Origin of the sequence: Rhodanobacter thiooxydans LCS2 (assembly GCF_000264375.1) — a bacterium.
Taxonomy (GTDB): Bacteria; Pseudomonadota; Gammaproteobacteria; order Xanthomonadales; family Rhodanobacteraceae; genus Rhodanobacter; species Rhodanobacter thiooxydans.
On the sequence record NZ_AJXW01000015.1, the window covers coordinates 41913 to 59517 of the forward strand.

Consider the following 17605-nt stretch of genomic DNA (forward strand, 5'->3'; position numbering starts at 1 on the left):
TCCCGTCATGTTCGAGTCGCTCAGCCAACGCCTTTCCACCACCGTCAATCGCCTGCGCGGTCGCGGCCGGCTGACTGAGGAGAACATCCGCGAAGCCCTGCGCGAGGTGCGCATCGCGCTGCTCGAGGCGGACGTAGCCCTGCCGGTGGTGCAGGCGCTGATCCAGCGGATTAAGGTGCGCGCGGTCGGCCAGGACGTGATCAAGAGCCTGTCGCCGGGCCAGGCATTGGTGAAGGTGGTCAGCGACGAGCTGACCGTGGTGATGGGCACCGCCAATACCGAACTGAACCTGGCCCAGCAGCCGCCCGCGGTGGTGCTGATGGCCGGCCTGCAGGGCGCGGGCAAGACCACCACGGTAGCCAAGCTGGCGCGCCTGCTGACCGAGCGCAAGAAGAAAAAGGTGATGGTGGTCAGCTGCGACGTCTACCGTCCGGCCGCGATCGAGCAGTTGCGCACGCTGGCCGAGCAGGTCGGGGTGAAGTTCTTCCCGTCCGCGGCGGGCCAGGACCCGGTGCAGATCGCGAAGGACGCGATCGCCGCGGCGCGGCGCGAGGTGGTCGACGTGCTGATCGTCGATACCGCCGGCCGCCTGCACGTGGACGAGGCGATGATGGCCGAGATCAAGGCGCTGCACGCCGCGATCACGCCGATCGAAACCCTGTTCGTGGTCGACTCGATGACCGGCCAGGATGCCGCCAACACCGCCAAGGCGTTCAACGAGGCGCTGCCGCTAACCGGCGTGATCCTCACCAAGACCGACGGCGATGCCCGCGGCGGCGCGGCGCTGTCGGTGCGCTACGTCACCGGCAAGCCGATCAAGTTCCTCGGTGCTGGCGAGAAGAGCGACGCACTGGAACCGTTCCACCCCGACCGCCTGGCCCAGCGCATCCTCGGCATGGGCGACGTGCTGTCGCTGGTCGAGGAAGTCGAGCGCAAGGTCGATCAGGACAAGGCGCAGAAGCTGGCTCAGAAGGTGATGAAGGGCAAGCGCTTCGACCTGAACGACATGAAGGATCAGCTGGAGCAGATGGGCAACATGGGCGGCCTGGCCGGCCTGATGGACAAGCTGCCCGGCGTGTCCAGCCTGCCGGACAGCGTCAAGTCCAAGGTCAACGACGGCGAGATGAAGCGGATGATCGCGATCATCAGCTCGATGACGAAGAAGGAGCGCCGCCATCCGGATCTGCTGAACGGCTCGCGCCGCGCCCGCGTGGCGCGTGGTTCGGGCACCCAGCCGGCCGACGTCAACCGCCTGCTGAAGCAGTACATGCAGATGGAAAAGATGATGTCCAAGCTGTCCAAGGGCGGCAGCAAGGGCCTGATGCGGCAGATGCGCGGCGCCATGAAGGGTATGGGCGGCATGGGTGGGCTGCCGCCAATGCGCTGATGCGCTGAAGGGCTCCCACCCGAAGTCGAGCGTCATTCCCGCATGACCGGCCCTTCGGCCGTTGAAAAGCGCCTCGCGGGACTGACGGCAGTGCGGGGCTGTCATGTCGCGAAAGCCTTCCCTTTTCCCGAAAATCCGCTAAAATACCCCGTTTCCCGCGCACGACTCTCGTGCGCCTGCCGCTGATTCGGCAATTCTGGAGTTCTACCATGGTCAAGATTCGTCTTTCGCGCGGTGGCGCCAAGGGCCGTCCGTTCTACCACGTCGTCGTGACCGATCAGCGCAACAAGCGCGACGGCCGCAACATTGAGAACGTGGGCTTCTACAACCCGGTCGCGGCGGGCAAGGACAAGCGCCTTGAGCTGAACGTCGCGCGCGTGCAGGAGTGGGTCGGCAAGGGCGCCCAGCTGACCGACAAGGTCGCCGCCCTGGTCAAGGAAGCCGGCAAGCAGCAGGCTGCCTGAGTATGACTGCAGCCGGTCGGCGCGTCCTGATCGGGCGCATCGTCGGACTGTATGGCGTGCAGGGCTGGCTCAAGATCGAATCCTGGGCCGAGCCGCGCATGCGGATCTTCGACTACCAGCCGTGGCTGCTCGGTGCAGCGCCCGGTACGGAGACGCAGGTCAGCGGAGTGAAGGGTCGTGCGCAGGGCAAGGGCATGGTGGCCCATCTGCCCGGCGTGGACGACCGGGAGCAGGCAGCGGCGCTGGTCGGTACCGACATCCATGTCGCCCGCGAGCAGCTGCCGCCTCCTGCGGAAGGCGAGTATTACTGGGTCGATCTCGAGGGACTTGAGGTCGTCACTACGGAAGGCGTGAAGCTGGGGCGGGTCAGTCACCTGTTCGCCACCGGCGCCAACGACGTGGTGGTGGTGAGGGACGGCGAGCGCGAGCGGCTGGTTCCCTTCGTCCAGGGTTCGTATGTGCGTTCGGTGGATCTGTCCGCAGGGCGCATGGTGGTGGACTGGGATCCCGAATTCTGAGGTCGCCGTTCGCGGGCTGAAAGGTCGAGGATCATGCGCATCGATGTCGTCAGCCTGTTTCCCGACTTCATGCGCCAGTGCGCCGCCGTCGGTGTGGTGGGACGCGCGCAGCAGCGCGAGCTGCTGCAGGTGGAAACCTGGAACCCGCGCGACTACGCCACCGACAGGCACCGCAGTGTGGACAGCAGCTCGTATGGCGGCGGTCCCGGGATGGTGATGATGATCGAACCGTTGCGCACGACCCTGGCGGCCATGCGCGCGGCGGCAGCGGAGCCGGTGCATCTGGTTTATCTCAGTCCGCAGGGAACGCGGCTGACGCAGGGCAGGGTGGAAGCGCTGGCGAGGCTGCCGCGCATCGCCTTGCTCTGCGGGCGTTACGAAGGTGTGGACGAGCGTCTGCTGGCGCACGAGGTCGACGAGGAGCTCTCCATCGGCGATTATGTGCTGTCCGGCGGCGAGTTGGCCGCCGCGGTGGTCATCGACGCGGTGGGTCGCTTGCAGGACGGCGCGTTGAACGACGCGCAGTCGGCCGAGCAGGATTCATTCTCGGATGGCCTGCTGGATTGTCCGCACTATGCGAAACCGGTGCACGATGCGCTGGGTTCCGTGCCGGAGGTGCTGCTGTCCGGCGACCATGCGGCGATTGCCCGCTGGCGCCTGAAGCAGTCGCTGGGACGGACCTGGTTGCGGCGGCCCGACTTGTTGTCCCAGCGGGGGCTGGATGCGCCATCCCGGGCCCTGCTGGATGAATTCCGCCGTGAACACGCCTCGCGAAGGCCGACACGGCAAGACGATGCGACCGGTTGACGGTCGCAGCCATTGATATCGCAAACGTGAACCGACAGGTGCGCCATGAACAAGATCATTGAACAGTTCGAATCCGAGCAGATCACCCGCCAGCTGCCGGAATTCAGCCCCGGCGACACCGTGGTGGTCAACGTCAAGGTGAAGGAAGGCAACCGCGAGCGCGTGCAGGCGTTCGAAGGCATCGTCATCGCCCGGCGCAGCCGCGGCCTGCATTCGGCCTTCACGGTGCGCAAGATCTCGCACGGCACCGGCGTGGAGCGCGTGTTCCAGGCGCACAGCCCAGCCATCGACTCGGTGACGGTGAAGCGCCGGGGCAAGGTGCGCGGCGCCAAGCTGTACTACCTGCGTGGTCTGGAAGGCAAGGCCGCCCGCATCAAGGAAGACGTCGCCGCCGCTGCCGCCGCCAAGGCCAGCGCGAAGGCTGCTGCTGCCGAGTAATTCGCCCGGCGATCGCTGCGGCATGAAAAACCCGCGGAGCGATCCGCGGGTTTTTTCGTGCTCCCGGGCCGGCTGGCGGCCTGCTTCGCCGCAGGCCGTCACTCCAGCCGCTGCGGCTGCTGCAGGAAGTTGCCCTGCACGAAATCCACGCCGCACGAGAACAGCAGCGAGGTGCTGGTGGCGTCCTCGACCCACTCGGCGATGGTCAGGCGCTTCAGCTCGCGTGCCTGCTGGCAGAGCTCGCTCACCTTCTTCTGGTTCTCCGGGTGCTGCGGCAGGTCGGCCATGTAGCTGCGGTCGATCTTCAGGTAGTCCGCGTCGATGTGGTTGAGCAGCTGGAACGAGTTGAGGCCCGAGCCGAACTGCTCCAGCGCGAAGCGGCCGCCCAGCTTCTTCCAGCCGTTGACGAACTCCTGCGCCGGGCGCAGCAGGGTCATCACCTTGCTTTCGGTCATCTCGAGCACCAGCTGCCCGCGCTTCAATCCGGCCTGCTTGAGCCGATCGCCCAGCCACGGCAGCAGCGTGTCGTCCTGCAGCGAGGCGGCGGTGAGCTTGACGAAGAACGTGGTCTGCTGGCCCTGGCCCTCGCGCTCCTGCAGTGCCTTGATGGCCTGGTCGAGCACCCAGCGGTCGATCGCGCCGGTGAGGCCGTGCTTTTCGGCGATCGGCATGAAGAAGCCGGGCAATACCTCGCCCTGCGGGCCGTTCATGCGCAGCAGGATCTCCGAGTAGTCGCCCTCGGCGTCCTGCAGGCTGATGGTCTGCTGGTGGTAGAGCACCAGGCCTTCCCCGGTCAACGCCTTGCGCAGCAGTTCCAGCCAGTAGCGCTCGCGTTCCTCGTCGGCCTTTTCGCGCGCGGCCGGGTCGTGCAGCTCCGTCTGGCTGCCGCCGAGGCTTTGCGCGGTGCGCAGGGCCTGGTTGGCCTGGTTGAGCAGCAGCTCGGTGTTCGCATTCTTCTCGCCCAGCAAACTGCCGCCGATGCTGGCGGTGACCGTGATCGAGCGCGAGCCGGCATCGAAGATCTCGCTGCTGATGCTGTGCTGCAGCTTGGCGATCCATTCCTTGATCGCCTCGTCCGGGCGCGAGTCGAGCACCACGCCCAGCGTGTGTTCGGCCAGCATGCCGGCGATATCGTCGGCGCCGAGCAGCATGCGGATGCGGTCGGCGAAGCCGGCCAGCAGCTCGTCGGCCTTGCCCAGGCCGATACCGCCCACCAGCGAGCTCCAGTTGTCCGGCTCGATCAGCAGCAGCGACTGACCCTTCTTGCCCTTCGCCGCGGCAGTCACCGCGTCGTCGATGGATTCCAGCATGCGGGCACGGTGGAACAGGCCGGTGACCGGGTCACGCTGCAGTTGCTCCAGCACAGCCTGGTCGACCAGCTGCCGGCGGAACACGATCTGCAGGCAGGGTTCGCCCTCGAACGTGGCCGGCGCGAACTCCACCGTGGCGTCGAACTGGCTGCCATCGGCGCGGCGCGCGTGCAGGGTGAGCTGGGAGGGCGTCTTCTCCTGCCGCGCGTGGCCGCGCAGCAGCGCCTTGAATTCGTCGGCGTGGGTCGCATCGATCATGTCCAGCACCGGCAGCCCGAGCAGGTCGTCGAAGCTGTCGTAGCCGAAGGTTTCCAGGTAGGCATGGTTGGCCCGCACGTGCATGCCCTCGTGCACGTAGGCGATTGCGTCGGTGGAGGAGTCGAGCAGCGCGTCGCAGCGCCGCTCCGATTCGCGCAGGGCGGTTTCCAGGCGGCGTACCTGGCGGCGTGTCTGCAGCGAGTCGAACTCGCGCTGCAGCACCGCGATCAGCTGCTTCGGCTGGGTGCGCGAAGCCACGCTGCGGGCGCCGCCGGCGAACAGGTCCGCCACCACCTGGTTGTCGATCGTGTTGACCAGGCCCAGCAGCGAATAGTCGCGGCCGTAGGCATCGAGCACCTTGACCACCTCCTCCAAGCTGATGCTGGTAATCGCCGGGTCGAACATCACCACGTCCGGTTCCAGCTCGTTCACCGCGGCCTGCATCTGTTCCACGTTGGTGGCGCGGGCCGGCCGCACGGCAATCCCGGTGTTGCGCAGCAGGCTGATGATCTGCTCGGCCTCCTCCAGCGAGCTTTCGACGAAGAGGATCTTGATGACGAAATCTTTTTTCATGGGGCGTGATGCTGTCCGTTGACCATCGCGGGCGATGTGGAGCGGTCGGCGCACCCGGCCGCAGCGACTGTTTGTAACGGATTCCGTCAGCAGCCGCCAGCGGGAAAATCATGCAACGGGCGCCACTGCCGCTTTACAGGGGTCGTTTGGAGGCGTCGCCGCCCACCTCACGCACCAGCCGGGGCACCAGGTAGCCCGGCAGGTGGGTGCGCAGCGCTTCGACCAGGACCAGGGCGCGGTGGTCGTCGACCTCGAAGTGCGCAGCGCCCTGTACGCGATCGAGCTGGTGCAGGTAGTACGGCAGCACGCCGGCGGCGAACAACCGCTCGGACAGCTCCGCCAGCGCGTCGGCGTCGTCGTTGACCCCGCGCAGCAGCACCGACTGGTTCAGCACGGTGGCGCCGGTCGCGCGCAGCCGGGCGCAGGCGGCGTCGACGCTGGCGTCCAGTTCGTTGGCATGGTTCGCGTGCAGCACCACCACCTTCTGCAGCGGCAGCGCGCCCAGCCAGCCGGTGAAGGCGGCATCGATGCGCTCCGGCAGCACCACCGGCAGGCGGCTGTGGATGCGCAGGCGGATGACCTGCGGCAATTCGGCCAGGCCGCGACCCAGTTCCTCCAGCTTGGTGGTGGCCAGCGCCAGCGGGTCTCCGCCGGACAGGATCAGCTCGCTGATCGAGGGGTCCTGGCGCAGATGCTCCAGCGCCTGCTTCCACTGGCCGGCGGCGGCCATCTCCTCGCCATACGGGAAGTGCCGGCGGAAGCAGTAGCGACAGTTGATCGCGCAGCTGCCGCTGGCGATCAGCAGCGCGCGCCCGTGGTACTTGTGCAGCACGCCGCGCGCCTCGCGCGCTGCCATGTCGCCGACCGCATCGGTAACGAAGCCGGGCACCTCGTCCAGCTCGACCAGTTGCGGCAACACCTGCAGCAGCAGCGGATCGCGCGGATCGCCGTGGCGCATGCGGGCCACGAAGCCGCGCGGCACGCGCAGCTGGAAACCGGCGTCCGCCGGCGGCAGCTGGCCGGCGAGATGCTGCAGCCCGAGCAGGTCCAGCAGTTCGCCAGCATCGGTGACAGCCTCGCGCCACAGCTGGCGCCAGTCGGCGGCCGGGGCGTCCGGCGTAATGCGTGCGGCAGGGCTTGCGGTTATCATGTGTGGCCTTGTCTGGGCCGGCCGGCCCGTCAAACCATCTATTTTAGCCGCCGGCAGCGGCGCAAGGGCCCGTTTCGGGCCCTTGAACATTGAAATTCATATATCGGAGCGCACTGCATGGCCACCGCCGGTCTCAACGACGTCAAGAAGGGTATGAAGATCCTTCACAACAACGATCCGTGGATCATCACCGAAGCCGAGTTCATCAAGCCCGGCAAGGGCCAGGCGTTCACCCGCATCTTCATCCGCAACCTGAAGACGGGGCGCACCACCGAGCAGACGATGAAGTCCAGCGATTCGTTCGAGGTGGCGGACATCACCGACACCGACATGCAGTACCTGTACTCCGACGGCGAGTTCTGGCACTTCATGCACCAGGAATCGTTCGAGCAGCACCAGGCCGGCAAGACCGGCGTAGGCGACGCGGCGAAGTGGCTGAAGGGCGAGGAAGAGTGCGTGGTCACGCTGTTCAACGGCGAGATCATCGCGGTGCAGCCGCCGAACTTCGTCGAGCTGAAGATCACCGAGACCGATCCCGGCGTGCGCGGCGACACCTCCGGCGGCGGCGGCAAGCCGGCCACGCTGGAAACCGGCGCGGTGGTGCGCGTGCCGCTGTTCGTGGGCACCGACGAGGTGATCAAGGTCGACACCCGCACCGGCGAGTACGTCAGCCGCGTCAAGTGACGAACCGGCGCGCGGGCTGTGCCCGCGCCTTTGCCGGTTCGTCATCCCGGCGAAGGCCGGGATCCAGTGAAGTACTCGTGCGCAGCACACAAAACCCTTCACCCGGCTGCACGAGAACCCTGGACTCCGGCATTCGCCGGAATGACGATGCCGAGACATGACGATTCCGGGGCGGGCGCCGCAAGGTGCGCCGCCCCGTCTCGTATTTATCCTTTGCACAGTGAGTGAGCGATGAGCCAGATGCCTCCGCAGCCCGTCGACCTGATGATCGAAGCGCGCTGGGTCGTTCCGGTCGAGCCGCATGGCGTGGTGCTCGACAACCACGCCGTCGCCGTCGACGACGGCCGCATCGTGGCCGTGCTCCCCATGGCCGAGGCGCGTGCCGCCTACGCGCCGCGCGAGCGTGTTTTGCTTTCCGAGCATGTGCTGATTCCCGGCCTGGTCAACAGCCACACGCACAATCCGATGACCCTGCTGCGCGGCCTCGCCGACGACCTGCCGCTGATGGTGTGGCTGCAGCAGCACATCTGGCCGGCCGAGGCGAAGGTGCTGGGGCCGGAGTTCGTGCGTGATGGCGTGGAACTGGCGGTGGCCGAGATGCTGCGCGGTGGCACCACCTGCGCCAACGAGAACTACTTCTTCCCCGACGTGATCGGCGCCACCTACCGCAAGCTGGGCTTCCGCGCGGTGGTCGGCCTGCCGGTGATCGAGTTCCCCACCGCGTGGGCGAAGAGCCGGGACGAATACTTCGAGCGCGCCAGCGAGGTGTACGACAGTTTCCGCGGCGATGTCCTGATCAGCACCGCGTTCGCACCGCATGCGCCGTATACGGTGTCGGACGAGAGCTTCGAGCGGATCCGCGTGCTGTCCGACCAGCTCGACATCCCGGTGCATCTGCACACGCACGAGACCGCGCACGAGGTCGAGGACGAGAAGGCCAGGAGCGGGCTGCGCCCGTTCCAGCGGCTGCAGAAGCTGGGCCTGGTCAACGACCGCCTGATCGCGGTGCACATGACCCAGCTGACCGACGGCGAGATCGCCGCCTGCGCCGCCGCCGGCGTGTCGGTGGTGCATTGCCCGGAGTCCAATCTCAAGCTCGCCTCCGGCTTCTGCCCGGCGGAAAAACTGCGCGCCGCCGGGGTCAATCTGGCGCTGGGCACCGACGGCTGCGCCTCCAACAACGACCTGGACATGTTCGGCGAGATGCGCACCGCCGCGCTGCTGGCCAAGGCGGTGGCCGGCGATGCCGCCGCGTTCGATGCGGCGTTCGCACTGCGTGCGGCCACGCTCAACGGCGCGAAGGCGGTCGGGCTGGAAGCGAGGATCGGCTCCATCGAGGTCGGCAAGCAGGCCGATTTCGCCGCCGTGCGCTTGAGCGACCTGGAAACCCAGCCACTGTTCCATGTCATCTCGCAGCTGGTCTACGCCACCGGCCGCCACCAGGTCAGCGACGTGTGGATCGCCGGCAAGCGCAAGCTGGCCGCGCGCGAGCTGGTCGGCATGGACACTGCCGCGATCCTGGAGCGCACGCGCGCCTGGCGCGAACGCATCGCCTCGGCTTGAACCGGAGTCCCTCGATGAACCGTTACCTGGTCCTGCTGATCCGCCGGCCGCAGCTCGATCCCGCCGCGGTGCCGCTGCATCTGGCCTTCCTGGAAGGTTTGCGCAAGGAGGGCCGGGTCGAGCTGTCCGGCGGCTTCAGCGACAAGTCCGGCGGCGCCTATCTGCTGCGTGCGGCCGACCTGGCCGAGGCGACCGCACTGGTGCACCGCGATCCGGCCCACGTCAGTGGCGGTTGGGACATCACGGTGTATGAATGGCAGGCCTGAACTTTTGCGCTCATCCATGAGCGCGAGAGTCAAGAAGCGGCCATCCATGGCCGCACTTTTCAACAAGGCTTGCGCTAATCCATGAGCGGGTGAATCAACAGGCAGTCATCCATGGCCGTACTTTCCAATAAACTCATGGGCTCACCGTGGACTCGAACATGACCACCGCCAACGTCAACCCCGCCGAGATCGCCCGCTTCGACAGCCTGGCGGCACGCTGGTGGGATCCCGACGGCGAGTCGCGCCCACTGCACGACCTCAACCCGGTGCGCGCTGCCTATGTCGCCGCGCGCGTCGACCTGCGCGGGGCGAAGGTCGCCGACGTCGGTTGCGGCGGCGGCCTGCTCAGCGAGGCGCTGGCGCGTGCTGGCGCAAAGGTCACCGGCATCGACCTGGGCGGGAAGGTGATCGAGGTCGCGAAGCTGCACCTGCACGAATCCGGCCTCGCCGTCGATTATCGCGTGCAGTCCTCGTCCGAATTGGCGGCGGCCGAGCCGGCGAGCTTCGACGCGGTGTGCTGCATGGAACTGGTCGAGCACGTACCCGACCCGCGGGCGCTGGTAAACGACCTGGCCGCGATGGTGAAGCCGGGCGGCCGGTTGTTCATGTCCACCCTCAACCGCACGCCGGCCGCGTTCGGCGCGGCGATCGTGGGCGCGGAATACCTGATGCGCCTGCTGCCGCGCGGCACGCACCACTACGCGCAGTTCCTGAAACCGTCCGAGCTGGGCCGCCTGTTGCGCCACGCCGGGCTGGAGCTGGAGGACGTCTCCGGGCTGGCCTACAACCCGCTCAGCCGCAAGGCCTGGCTGAGTTCGATCACCGCGGTCAACTACGTGCTCAGCGCGCATAAACCGGCATGAAGCCCCTGCCCGAAAACATCCAGGGCGTGCTGTTCGACCTGGACGGTACCCTGCTCGACAGCGCTCCCGACCTGTACGCCGCGCTGCTGGCACAGTGTGCGGAAGAAGACACGCCGCCGCCGCCGTATGCGCCGGTGCGCGAGGTGGTCTCGCGCGGCGCACGTGCCGTGCTGCGCTGTGCGTTCGCCGCACGTGGCGAGCCGGCGCTGGAGGCGCTGGTGCCGCGTTACCTGCAGCTGTACCAGGACGTGATGGCGCGGCAGACGCGCGCGTTCGACGGCATCGACGATCTGCTGGCGCGCATCGAGGCGCACGGCCTGCGCTGGGGCATCGTCACCAACAAGGCGGGCTTCCTCGCTGACGAACTGGTGGCCCGCATCGGCTGGGCCGGGCGCGCTGGCGCGGTGGTCTCGGGCGATACGCTGGCGGTAAAGAAGCCGGACCCGGCGCCGGTGCTGCTGGCCTGCGAGCGTGCCGGCGTGGCGCCTGCACAAAGCCTGTTCGTCGGCGACGACCGCCGCGACGTGCAGGCTGGAGCGGCTGCCGGTCTGTACACGGTGGCGGTGAGCTGGGGCTACCTCGATGGCGGCGATCCCCACGGCTGGGGGGCCGACAAGGTGCTGGACCATCCGGCCGAACTGGCCGAACTGCTGAAATTGCAGTCGGTTCCGGCATGATCGAACTGGTCGAACAGAACGCGGTATTGCAGGGCTTCATCGACAAGTGGCTAGCGGTGCAGCCGCAGCAGCGCGTGGCGCTGGCCTTCGTCGATGGCCGGCGTTACCCCGGCCACGTTGCATTGGCCGCGCTGGAGCAGGAACTGCTCGGCGCCGCCTACGGCATCCGCGAACCGCTGGTGGCCACCGCCAAGCTCAACTGGTGGGCCGAGGAACTGGCCGGCGCGCCGGCCAGCGGCGGGCGTCACCCGCTGAGCCAGGTGCTGTTCGACGACGAGCGCGCGCATGCCATCGCCAGCGAGCTCTGGCTGGCGCCGGTGCTGGCCGCGATGGCGCAGCTGGAACAGGGCACCGCCGCCGATTTCCCCGCACAGATCGAAGCCGCGTTGCCGCTGCACGGCGCGCTGGCCGCGCTGGAAACCGCCTGGTGGTACGGTGCCGAGGCGTCGCCGGCGCGAGCGTCACGGGTCGCCGTGCTGAATCATCTGCTGCATGCGCTGGTGCGGCTGCAGCAGGATGTCGAGCGCGACCGCCTGCCGCTGCCGATGGCGTGCCTGGCGCGACATGGCCTGAGCCGCACGCAGTTGCGCACGGCCGGCGCGGCGCGACAGCAGGCGATCCGGGCGCAACTGGGCGACCTGCTGGCCAGCTGGCAGGAATCGTCCACGCTGGCCGGGCCGCTCAGCGTGTTCCGCGCGCTGGAATCGCGTCATGCCAGCAGCCTGGCGCGGCGGGCGGCGCGTGCCGGCGACGCGCTGGCAGTGCTGCAGACCGGCCAGCCGCGTACCGCGCTGACCACCGCGCTGCAGGCCTGGCAGGCGGCGCGTGCATGGCGCCGGTACGTGGCGTAAAACGGCCACGGACGCAGCGTTTCCGCCACGCCACTATTGCGCGGTCGCCTGCCTGCCCCAAGATTGTTTGCTTCACGGCGCCCGCTCGCCGATGCCAGGATTCCCCATCATGCCGAACCAGGAAAATACCGCCCGCTTGCTGCCCGATGTCGCCGTGCACGCGCAGCCGCATCTTGCCGGCGCGCTGGACTGGGTCGGCATGGCCGACATCCAGGTGCCGGTGCTGTTCGACGCCGGCGATGGCCAGGTGCAGCGTTCCAGCGCCCGGGTCGGCGCCTTCGTCAACCTGAGCCGGCCGGACAAGCGCGGCATCCACATGTCTCGGCTGTACCTGCAGGTCGAACAGGCGCTGAGCACGCAGACGCTGGATGCGTCGATGCTGCACGCGCTGCTGCGCGGCTTCCTCGATTCGCACAAGGATCTGTCCGACCGGGCCTGCCTCAGCATCCAGTTCGAGCACCTGGTGCGCCGCCCCGCGCTGAAAAGCGCCAACAGCGGCTGGCGCGCCTACCCGGTATGCATCGAGGCCAGCCTCACCAGCGACGAGTTCCTGCTCGAGTTCGGCACCGAGGTGGTCTATTCCTCTACCTGCCCGGCCTCGGCGGCGCTGTCGCGCCAGCTGATCCAGGACCAGTTCGCCAGCGACTTCGATGCCGGCCAGCCGCTCGGCCATGCCGCGGTGCTGGCCTGGCTCGGCAGCGAGCGCGGCATCGTCGCCACCCCGCATGCCCAGCGCAGCGTGGCGCGCCTGCGCATCCGCCTCGTGCCCGGCGCCGACTTCCACCTGATCGGCCTGATCGATCGCGTCGAGCATGCGCTCGGCACGCCGGTGCAGACCGCGGTGAAGCGCGAAGACGAACAGGCCTTCGCGCTGGCCAACGGCGGCAACCTGATGTTCTGCGAGGATGCCGCCCGACGCATCCAGAAGGCACTCGACGCCGACGCCGCGCTCGGCGATTTCCATGTCCGCGTCGAGCACCAGGAAAGCCTGCACCCGCACGATGCCGTGGCCTATGCGAGCAAGGGCGTGGAAGGCGGCTACGGCTCCACGCCGTAACGATCGCTGCCGCTTCGCCGGTCCGGCGTCGGCGGCCATCCCCGGCTAGCCGCGCTTCACGCGAGATGTGGCGGCCTGGCGGCGACGGGTCCGCATTCCAGAACGGTCAGTGCGCCTCGGGGGAATCCCCGTGGTGGCGACAGCGGGAGAAATGGAAGTGTTCGGGCACCGGATCCTCGCCGCCATCGCACAGTGGCTGGCAGCGCAGCACGCGCCAGACGGCCAGCAGGCTGCCACGCCATGGGCCGAAGCGGGTGACCGCAATCCGTGCATAATCGGAGCAACTGGGGTAGAAGCGGCAGCGCGGGCCGAGCAGGGGGCTGAGCCAGCGCTTGTACAAACGCAACATCCACAGTATCAATCGGGTCAGGACATTCACGGTGCCGGAGCGGCCAGCGACGGGTAGTGGTACAAGTATTCCAGATGCGAGCTTGCCGGTGTAGGACACATGGGCTATAACACCCGGCCGCCAAGGCCAAAAACGGTGAAGGGATATGGCGAAAACGACGCGTAGTTCGACCGCTGCCAAGGCGCAGAAGGGCAAGTCTCCGACAGGGAGCAGGGGCGCCAGGTCGAAAGCGGCCGCAGGCAGGGGACGGCCCGTGAAGAGTGCCGTCAAGGCCGCGCCGAAGAAGGCCGTCGCCAAGCCGGTAGCGGCGAAAAAGCCGGCCGCCAGGCCCGTGGCCAGGAAAGCCGCCGCCAAGTCGCCGGCGAAGAAGTCCGTCGTGAAGAAGGTGACGGTGAAGAAGCCCGCGGTGAAGAACGCGCCAACGAAGAAAGCCGTCGCGAAGAAGCCCGCCGTGAAGAAAGCTGTCGCGAAGAAGCTTGCCGTGAAGAAGCTTGCCGTGAAGAAGGTTGTCGTGAAGAAGCCTGCCGTGAAGAAGGTTGTCGCGAAGAAGCCTGCCGTTACGAACGCCAGGCCCGGGAGCGGCGCTGCGGTGAAGAAGGCCGCGAAGCCGGCAACCAAGGTGGTCGCCAAGAAGGCGGCACCGGAGAAGCCGGTGGCGAAATCCGCCGCCAAACCCGCAACCCGGCCGAACCCGCCGGCCGAACCAACTGCAAAATCCGTTGCCAAACCGGCAGCAGCCGCCGTCAACCACGTGTCCCCGGCGCCCGCCAGCACCCTGTTCAAGGGCAAGGTGGCGAGCGCAACCGCCATGGTGACCCCGCGTGCAACCCAAGGTGCCGCAGGTCATGCCCCTCCCCACAGAAGTCCGAAGAATTCGTCGTCCTCAATGAACAAATCCGCTGCAACGAAACTCGACAACGGCATCACCCGCGAAGATGGCCGGTATGCGCTGCCGTCCACCAGCATCATCAACCTGCCCAAGGGATACCACCCCTCGCTCGCCGAGGAGTACATGAACCCGATGCATCTGGCCTACTTCCGCAACAAGCTGCGCGACTGGCGCGATCAGCTGGTGGAAGAGTCGCGCCAGACCATGGACAACCTGCGCGAGGAAGTGCGTGACGTCGGCGACGAGGCCGAGCGCGCCACGCGTGAAACGGAGAACTCGCTGGAGCTGCGCACCCGCGACCGCTACCGCAAGCTGATCTCGAAGATCGACAAGGCACTGCGCCGGATCGAGGAGGGCAGCTACGGTTTCTGCGAGGAGACCGACGAGGAAATTGGCATCGACCGCCTCGATGCGCGCCCGATCGCCACGCTGTCGCTGGATGCGCAGGAGCGTCGCGAGCACCTGCAGAAGCAGATGGGCGACTGATCGCCGCGCCATCCCTGCGGCCGGGGATGGCGTCGTTGCCCGCATCCACCATCAACAACCCCCCCGAACCTGGCGGCTCGGGGGGTCTGTTTTTTCCAGGGCGGGCTCGCGCCCGCCGCGCTCGGCGCTAGAACTGGTAGCGCAAGATCAGGTTCGCGCCACGCGGTGCACCCGGCAGGTTGAGGTTCGGGCTGGTGCCGTGGGCGGACACGATGTAGCGCGTGTCGAACAGGTTGGTCAGGTTGAGCTGCAGCGAGACCGGTCCGGTGCGGTACTGCGCCATGAGGTCGGCGGTCACGTAGCCGGGCAGCGTCACCGTGTTGCCCGGGTTGGCCTGTCGCGCACCGACCAGGTTCAGGCCGCCGCCCAGCTGCCAGTGCTCCGCGAACGCGCGGGTGACCCACAGGTTGCCGCTGTTGCGGGGTGTGAGGGTGGCGCGCTTGCGCTGGACAGGACGCCCGGCATCCCTGGCCACGGAACGGGTGACGCGCGCATCCAGCCAGGCGTAGCCGGCGAGCAGGCGCCAGCCGTCCGCCAGGTCCGCGGCAGCGCTCAGCTCGACGCCGCGCGTGCGTTGCGTGCCGATCGTCAGCACTTTCTGCGTGACCGGATCGGTGGCCTTGATGCCGCTGCGCTCCAGCTCGAAGATCGCGGCGTTGAGGGTGACGCGCCCGTCCAGCAGGTCGTATTTCGCCCCGACCTCGGTGTTGTGCGTGCGCTCGGGGGCGATGTCCGCATTGCTCGCTGCGAGGGCGAACGCCTCGCCGGAAGGCTGGAACGAGCGACTCCAGGACACGTAGTAGGACTGCATGGCGGACGGCTGCCAGACCACGCCCACGCGCGGGCTCAGCGCCTTGTCGGTGCGCGCGAGGTTCCGCTGGCCCGGCAGGTGGTTTTCCGTCCTCTGGCGGAAGCGGTCGTAGCGCACGCCCAGCAGGGCTTTCCACTGCGAGCCCAGGCTCAGCAGATCCTGCAGGTAGACGGCGCTGGTGTCGAAGATGCCTAGGTTGTCGGCGGCTGGCGCGCGGGACACCTGCAGCGGCAGGACCGGCAGCACGGGATGGAACACGTCGACCACGGCCACGCCACTGGCGCTGCGATTGAGCTGGGCCTTATTCTGGCGCCCCAGCTCCAGGCCGTAGAGCAGGTCATGGCTGAGCGTGTCGCCGGCCAGGCGTTGGCTGAGTTCGGTCTGGTTGAACCAGCCGTGCTCGTGCCGGTCGACGTTGGAGCGGTTGAGCGAAACGGTTCGCGCGTTTTCGTTGACGCTGCCTGGCAGCGTGTTGTTGCGGTCGAGCTTGTAGTCGTACCAGCGCGTGGCGTTGCGCAGCGTCAGGTCGTCGCTGAAGGCGTGGGTCAGGGTCGCGGTGGTCGAGGTCACGGTCGACTCGCTGGTGTCGACGTCGCGCGCATTGGCCGCGCCGTAATAGGTCTCCCTCGGCACGTCGACCGGGCGCCCGTGCCAGGCCGGAATGCCGAAATCGGTGACGCGGCGGTCCTTCAGGTAATCGGCCTGCAGCAACAGCGTGGTGTTGCTGCCGGGATGCAGCAGCACCGAGGGGGCCACGGCGCGGCGCTTTAGGAACTGCTGGTCGCGATAGCCGTTGGCATCCTCGACCGCGCCGGTGAGGCGCCACGCATTGCCGGCGTCGCCGAAGCGCCGGCCGACGTCCAGCTCGCCGCGGCGATCGGCCCAGCTGCCGTAGCTGAGTGCGAGCTGGCCGCCATCGGTGCCCGGCTGCCGGGTGATGCGATTGATCAGGCCGCCCGACGAGCCGCGCCCGTACAGCACCGACGCCGGCCCCTTCAGCACCTCGATGCGCTCGATGTTGGAGAGGTCGCGGAAGTACAGCGCGTCGTCGCGCAGGCCGTCGACAAACTGGTCCGCGATCGCGGTGAAGCCGCGGATGGAAACCTGGTCGCGCTGGCCGTCACCGGTCGAGAAGCCGACGCCCGGCACGTTCTTCAGCGCGTCCTGGATCGAGGTGGCGTGCTGGTCGCGCAGCACGCTGGCCGGCACGACGTTCACCGTCTGCGGCACGTCGCGCAGGGCGGCGTCGATCCTGGTGGCGCTGGTGGCGTCCGGCACGCGGTAATCGCCGGGACGGGTGGCCTGCACGTTGACGCCGGGCAGCAGTTTGGCCTGGTCGGCGGAAGCGTCGGCAAAGGCCCGGGGCGAACCCAGGATGGCGAGCAGGGCGAGGGAGAGAGGCAGCAGGCGCATGGAGGAATCCTGGGCAGCAATGAGCCACGCGCGTCCCTCGCGGGGGCGCGATGAGCACACAAGGGATGGCGCCGGGCCGGCGTGGCGCTGGCTGGCTCAGACTGCGGCGAACGGATGGAGCGCTTTCATCGTTGTCGCCCGGGAGCGGCCAGCAAGATGTTGCGAATTATTCTCATTTTCACGAGTGTGTCAACACTGCATTGACTGACACGCCGTGCGGTGTGCGGCGAGCAGCGCTGCGGGTTGCAGGCAACGGCGAAGAGGGCGGAAAGCGCGTGGCGTCTCCGCTCCGTGCGATCAGCCCCCGCCGGCCCCGGCGGCATAGCCCTTCAGCTTGGCCAGCATCGCGGCCAGACCATTCGAGCGGGTCGGCGAGAGGTGCTTGGCCAGGCCGATCGTACCGATGAAGGCCGGCTCGGTGGCGAGAATCTCCGCCGCGGGGCGGTCGGAATAGACGCGCAGCACCAGGGCGATCAGGCCGGACACGATCGCCGAATCGCTGATCGCCTCGAAGTGCATCTTCGACGCGTTGCCGCTGGGCACCAGCCACACCATCGACTGGCAGCCGTGCACGCGGTACGCCTCGGTCTTGTATTCGTCCAGGAGCGGCGGCAGCTGCCGGCCGAGATCGATCAGGTACTGGTAGCGTTCGGTCCAGTCACCGAGGAAGGCGAATTCCTCGGCGATCTCCTGCTGCGCCTGCTCGGCGCTGGTGGTGGCAATGGCGTTCATGCGTCCATTATCGCGCGGAGCGGGGCGGGAAATGAAATGTGTAGGAGCGCACCCTGTGC

General features: G+C 67.7%; 18 protein-coding genes. 13 read left to right on the forward strand and 5 right to left on the reverse strand.

What is annotated here, in order from left to right:
• The first annotated feature begins 7 nt into the window (after positions 1-7).
• The 5 genes from ffh to rplS all read left to right on the forward strand — a co-directional run bounded on the left by ffh (position 8) and on the right by rplS (position 3614).
• Positions 8-1387: a signal recognition particle protein gene (gene ffh, locus UUA_RS03920; protein ID WP_008434444.1), complete on the forward strand. Its 1380-nt coding sequence runs from the start codon at positions 8-10 to the stop codon at positions 1385-1387.
• 209 nt (positions 1388-1596) lie between these two features.
• A complete protein-coding gene (gene rpsP, locus UUA_RS03925) occupies positions 1597-1851 on the forward strand; it encodes a 30S ribosomal protein S16 (protein ID WP_007510510.1) in 255 nt (84 codons plus the stop codon).
• 2 nt (positions 1852-1853) lie between these two features.
• Positions 1854-2369, forward strand: a complete 516-nt coding sequence (rimM, locus tag UUA_RS03930; protein ID WP_008434449.1) for a ribosome maturation factor RimM — start codon at positions 1854-1856, stop codon at positions 2367-2369.
• A gap of 33 nt (positions 2370-2402) precedes the next feature.
• Positions 2403-3176 carry a tRNA (guanosine(37)-N1)-methyltransferase TrmD gene (trmD, locus tag UUA_RS03935; protein WP_008434450.1) on the forward strand — a complete coding sequence of 258 codons (774 nt, stop codon included), beginning with the start codon at positions 2403-2405 and terminating at the stop codon, positions 3174-3176.
• 45 nt (positions 3177-3221) lie between these two features.
• Positions 3222-3614: a 50S ribosomal protein L19 gene (rplS, locus tag UUA_RS03940; protein ID WP_008434452.1), complete on the forward strand. Its 393-nt coding sequence runs from the start codon at positions 3222-3224 to the stop codon at positions 3612-3614.
• Between the two features lie 98 nt (positions 3615-3712).
• On the opposite strand, the gene UUA_RS03945 is transcribed toward rplS, so the two are convergent.
• Together UUA_RS03945 and epmB are read right to left on the reverse strand one after the other, a co-directional pair.
• Complete coding sequence (locus tag UUA_RS03945) at positions 3713-5755, reverse strand: EAL domain-containing response regulator (RefSeq protein ID WP_008434454.1); 2043 nt, start codon at positions 5753-5755, stop codon at positions 3713-3715.
• Positions 5756-5888: 133 nt separating this feature from the next.
• On the reverse strand, positions 5889-6905 hold the full coding sequence (gene epmB, locus UUA_RS03950) for an EF-P beta-lysylation protein EpmB (protein ID WP_008434455.1): 1017 nt from the start codon (positions 6903-6905) through the stop codon (positions 5889-5891).
• Positions 6906-7022: 117 nt separating this feature from the next.
• Here epmB and efp point away from each other — a divergent pair, with 117 nt between their 5' ends.
• From efp to folE2, 7 genes are all read left to right on the forward strand, one after another.
• Positions 7023-7589, forward strand: a complete 567-nt coding sequence (gene efp / locus UUA_RS03955) for an elongation factor P (protein ID WP_008434456.1) — start codon at positions 7023-7025, stop codon at positions 7587-7589.
• A gap of 231 nt (positions 7590-7820) precedes the next feature.
• On the forward strand, positions 7821-9152 hold the full coding sequence (locus UUA_RS03960; protein WP_008434457.1) for a TRZ/ATZ family hydrolase: 1332 nt from the start codon (positions 7821-7823) through the stop codon (positions 9150-9152).
• A gap of 14 nt (positions 9153-9166) precedes the next feature.
• Positions 9167-9418 (forward strand): YciI family protein, encoded by a 252-nt coding sequence (locus tag UUA_RS03965; RefSeq protein WP_008434458.1) that lies wholly within the window; start codon positions 9167-9169, stop codon positions 9416-9418.
• 158 nt (positions 9419-9576) lie between these two features.
• Positions 9577-10281, forward strand: a complete 705-nt coding sequence (gene ubiG / locus UUA_RS03970) for a bifunctional 2-polyprenyl-6-hydroxyphenol methylase/3-demethylubiquinol 3-O-methyltransferase UbiG (RefSeq protein WP_008434460.1) — start codon at positions 9577-9579, stop codon at positions 10279-10281.
• The gene (gene gph / locus UUA_RS03975) at positions 10278-10958 is read left to right on the forward strand and encodes a phosphoglycolate phosphatase (RefSeq protein ID WP_008434461.1); all 681 of its coding nucleotides are present in this window, start codon (positions 10278-10280) and stop codon (positions 10956-10958) included. Before ubiG ends, gph begins: the two co-directional genes overlap by 4 nt.
• A complete protein-coding gene (locus tag UUA_RS03980; RefSeq protein WP_008434462.1) occupies positions 10955-11809 on the forward strand; it encodes an isoprenoid biosynthesis enzyme family protein in 855 nt (284 codons plus the stop codon). Before gph ends, UUA_RS03980 begins: the two co-directional genes overlap by 4 nt.
• Before the next feature lie 109 nt (positions 11810-11918).
• A complete protein-coding gene (gene folE2 / locus UUA_RS03985) occupies positions 11919-12866 on the forward strand; it encodes a GTP cyclohydrolase FolE2 (protein WP_008434464.1) in 948 nt (315 codons plus the stop codon).
• Positions 12867-12972: 106 nt separating this feature from the next.
• On the opposite strand, the gene yidD is transcribed toward folE2, so the two are convergent.
• Positions 12973-13215: a membrane protein insertion efficiency factor YidD gene (yidD, locus tag UUA_RS19220; RefSeq protein ID WP_235605912.1), complete on the reverse strand. Its 243-nt coding sequence runs from the start codon at positions 13213-13215 to the stop codon at positions 12973-12975.
• Between the two features lie 886 nt (positions 13216-14101).
• On the opposite strand from yidD, the gene dksA reads away from it, so the two are divergent.
• Positions 14102-14590 carry an RNA polymerase-binding protein DksA gene (dksA, locus tag UUA_RS19935; RefSeq protein WP_008434466.1) on the forward strand — a complete coding sequence of 163 codons (489 nt, stop codon included), beginning with the start codon at positions 14102-14104 and terminating at the stop codon, positions 14588-14590.
• 127 nt (positions 14591-14717) lie between these two features.
• Here dksA and UUA_RS04005 read toward each other — a convergent pair whose 3' ends face one another.
• Both UUA_RS04005 and UUA_RS04010 read right to left on the reverse strand, forming a co-directional pair.
• Positions 14718-16814: a TonB-dependent receptor gene (locus UUA_RS04005; RefSeq protein WP_008434467.1), complete on the reverse strand. Its 2097-nt coding sequence runs from the start codon at positions 16812-16814 to the stop codon at positions 14718-14720.
• 297 nt (positions 16815-17111) lie between these two features.
• Complete coding sequence (locus UUA_RS04010; RefSeq protein WP_008434468.1) at positions 17112-17546, reverse strand: SufE family protein; 435 nt, start codon at positions 17544-17546, stop codon at positions 17112-17114.
• Positions 17547-17605 lie beyond the last annotated feature (59 nt).

Coding starts and splice junctions, on each gene's coding strand:
- ffh (WP_008434444.1), top strand. CDS start 8: ATGTTCGAGTCGCTCAGCCAACGCCTTTCCACCACCGTCAATCGCCTG.
- rpsP (WP_007510510.1), top strand. CDS start 1,597: ATGGTCAAGATTCGTCTTTCGCGCGGTGGCGCCAAGGGCCGTCCGTTC.
- rimM (WP_008434449.1), top strand. CDS start 1,854: ATGACTGCAGCCGGTCGGCGCGTCCTGATCGGGCGCATCGTCGGACTG.
- trmD (WP_008434450.1), top strand. CDS start 2,403: ATGCGCATCGATGTCGTCAGCCTGTTTCCCGACTTCATGCGCCAGTGC.
- rplS (WP_008434452.1), top strand. CDS start 3,222: ATGAACAAGATCATTGAACAGTTCGAATCCGAGCAGATCACCCGCCAG.
- UUA_RS03945 (WP_008434454.1), bottom strand. CDS start 5,755: ATGAAAAAAGATTTCGTCATCAAGATCCTCTTCGTCGAAAGCTCGCTG.
- epmB (WP_008434455.1), bottom strand. CDS start 6,905: ATGATAACCGCAAGCCCTGCCGCACGCATTACGCCGGACGCCCCGGCC.
- efp (WP_008434456.1), top strand. CDS start 7,023: ATGGCCACCGCCGGTCTCAACGACGTCAAGAAGGGTATGAAGATCCTT.
- UUA_RS03960 (WP_008434457.1), top strand. CDS start 7,821: ATGAGCCAGATGCCTCCGCAGCCCGTCGACCTGATGATCGAAGCGCGC.
- UUA_RS03965 (WP_008434458.1), top strand. CDS start 9,167: ATGAACCGTTACCTGGTCCTGCTGATCCGCCGGCCGCAGCTCGATCCC.
- ubiG (WP_008434460.1), top strand. CDS start 9,577: ATGACCACCGCCAACGTCAACCCCGCCGAGATCGCCCGCTTCGACAGC.
- gph (WP_008434461.1), top strand. CDS start 10,278: ATGAAGCCCCTGCCCGAAAACATCCAGGGCGTGCTGTTCGACCTGGAC.
- UUA_RS03980 (WP_008434462.1), top strand. CDS start 10,955: ATGATCGAACTGGTCGAACAGAACGCGGTATTGCAGGGCTTCATCGAC.
- folE2 (WP_008434464.1), top strand. CDS start 11,919: ATGCCGAACCAGGAAAATACCGCCCGCTTGCTGCCCGATGTCGCCGTG.
- yidD (WP_235605912.1), bottom strand. CDS start 13,215: ATGTTGCGTTTGTACAAGCGCTGGCTCAGCCCCCTGCTCGGCCCGCGC.
- dksA (WP_008434466.1), top strand. CDS start 14,102: ATGAACAAATCCGCTGCAACGAAACTCGACAACGGCATCACCCGCGAA.
- UUA_RS04005 (WP_008434467.1), bottom strand. CDS start 16,814: ATGCGCCTGCTGCCTCTCTCCCTCGCCCTGCTCGCCATCCTGGGTTCG.
- UUA_RS04010 (WP_008434468.1), bottom strand. CDS start 17,546: ATGAACGCCATTGCCACCACCAGCGCCGAGCAGGCGCAGCAGGAGATC.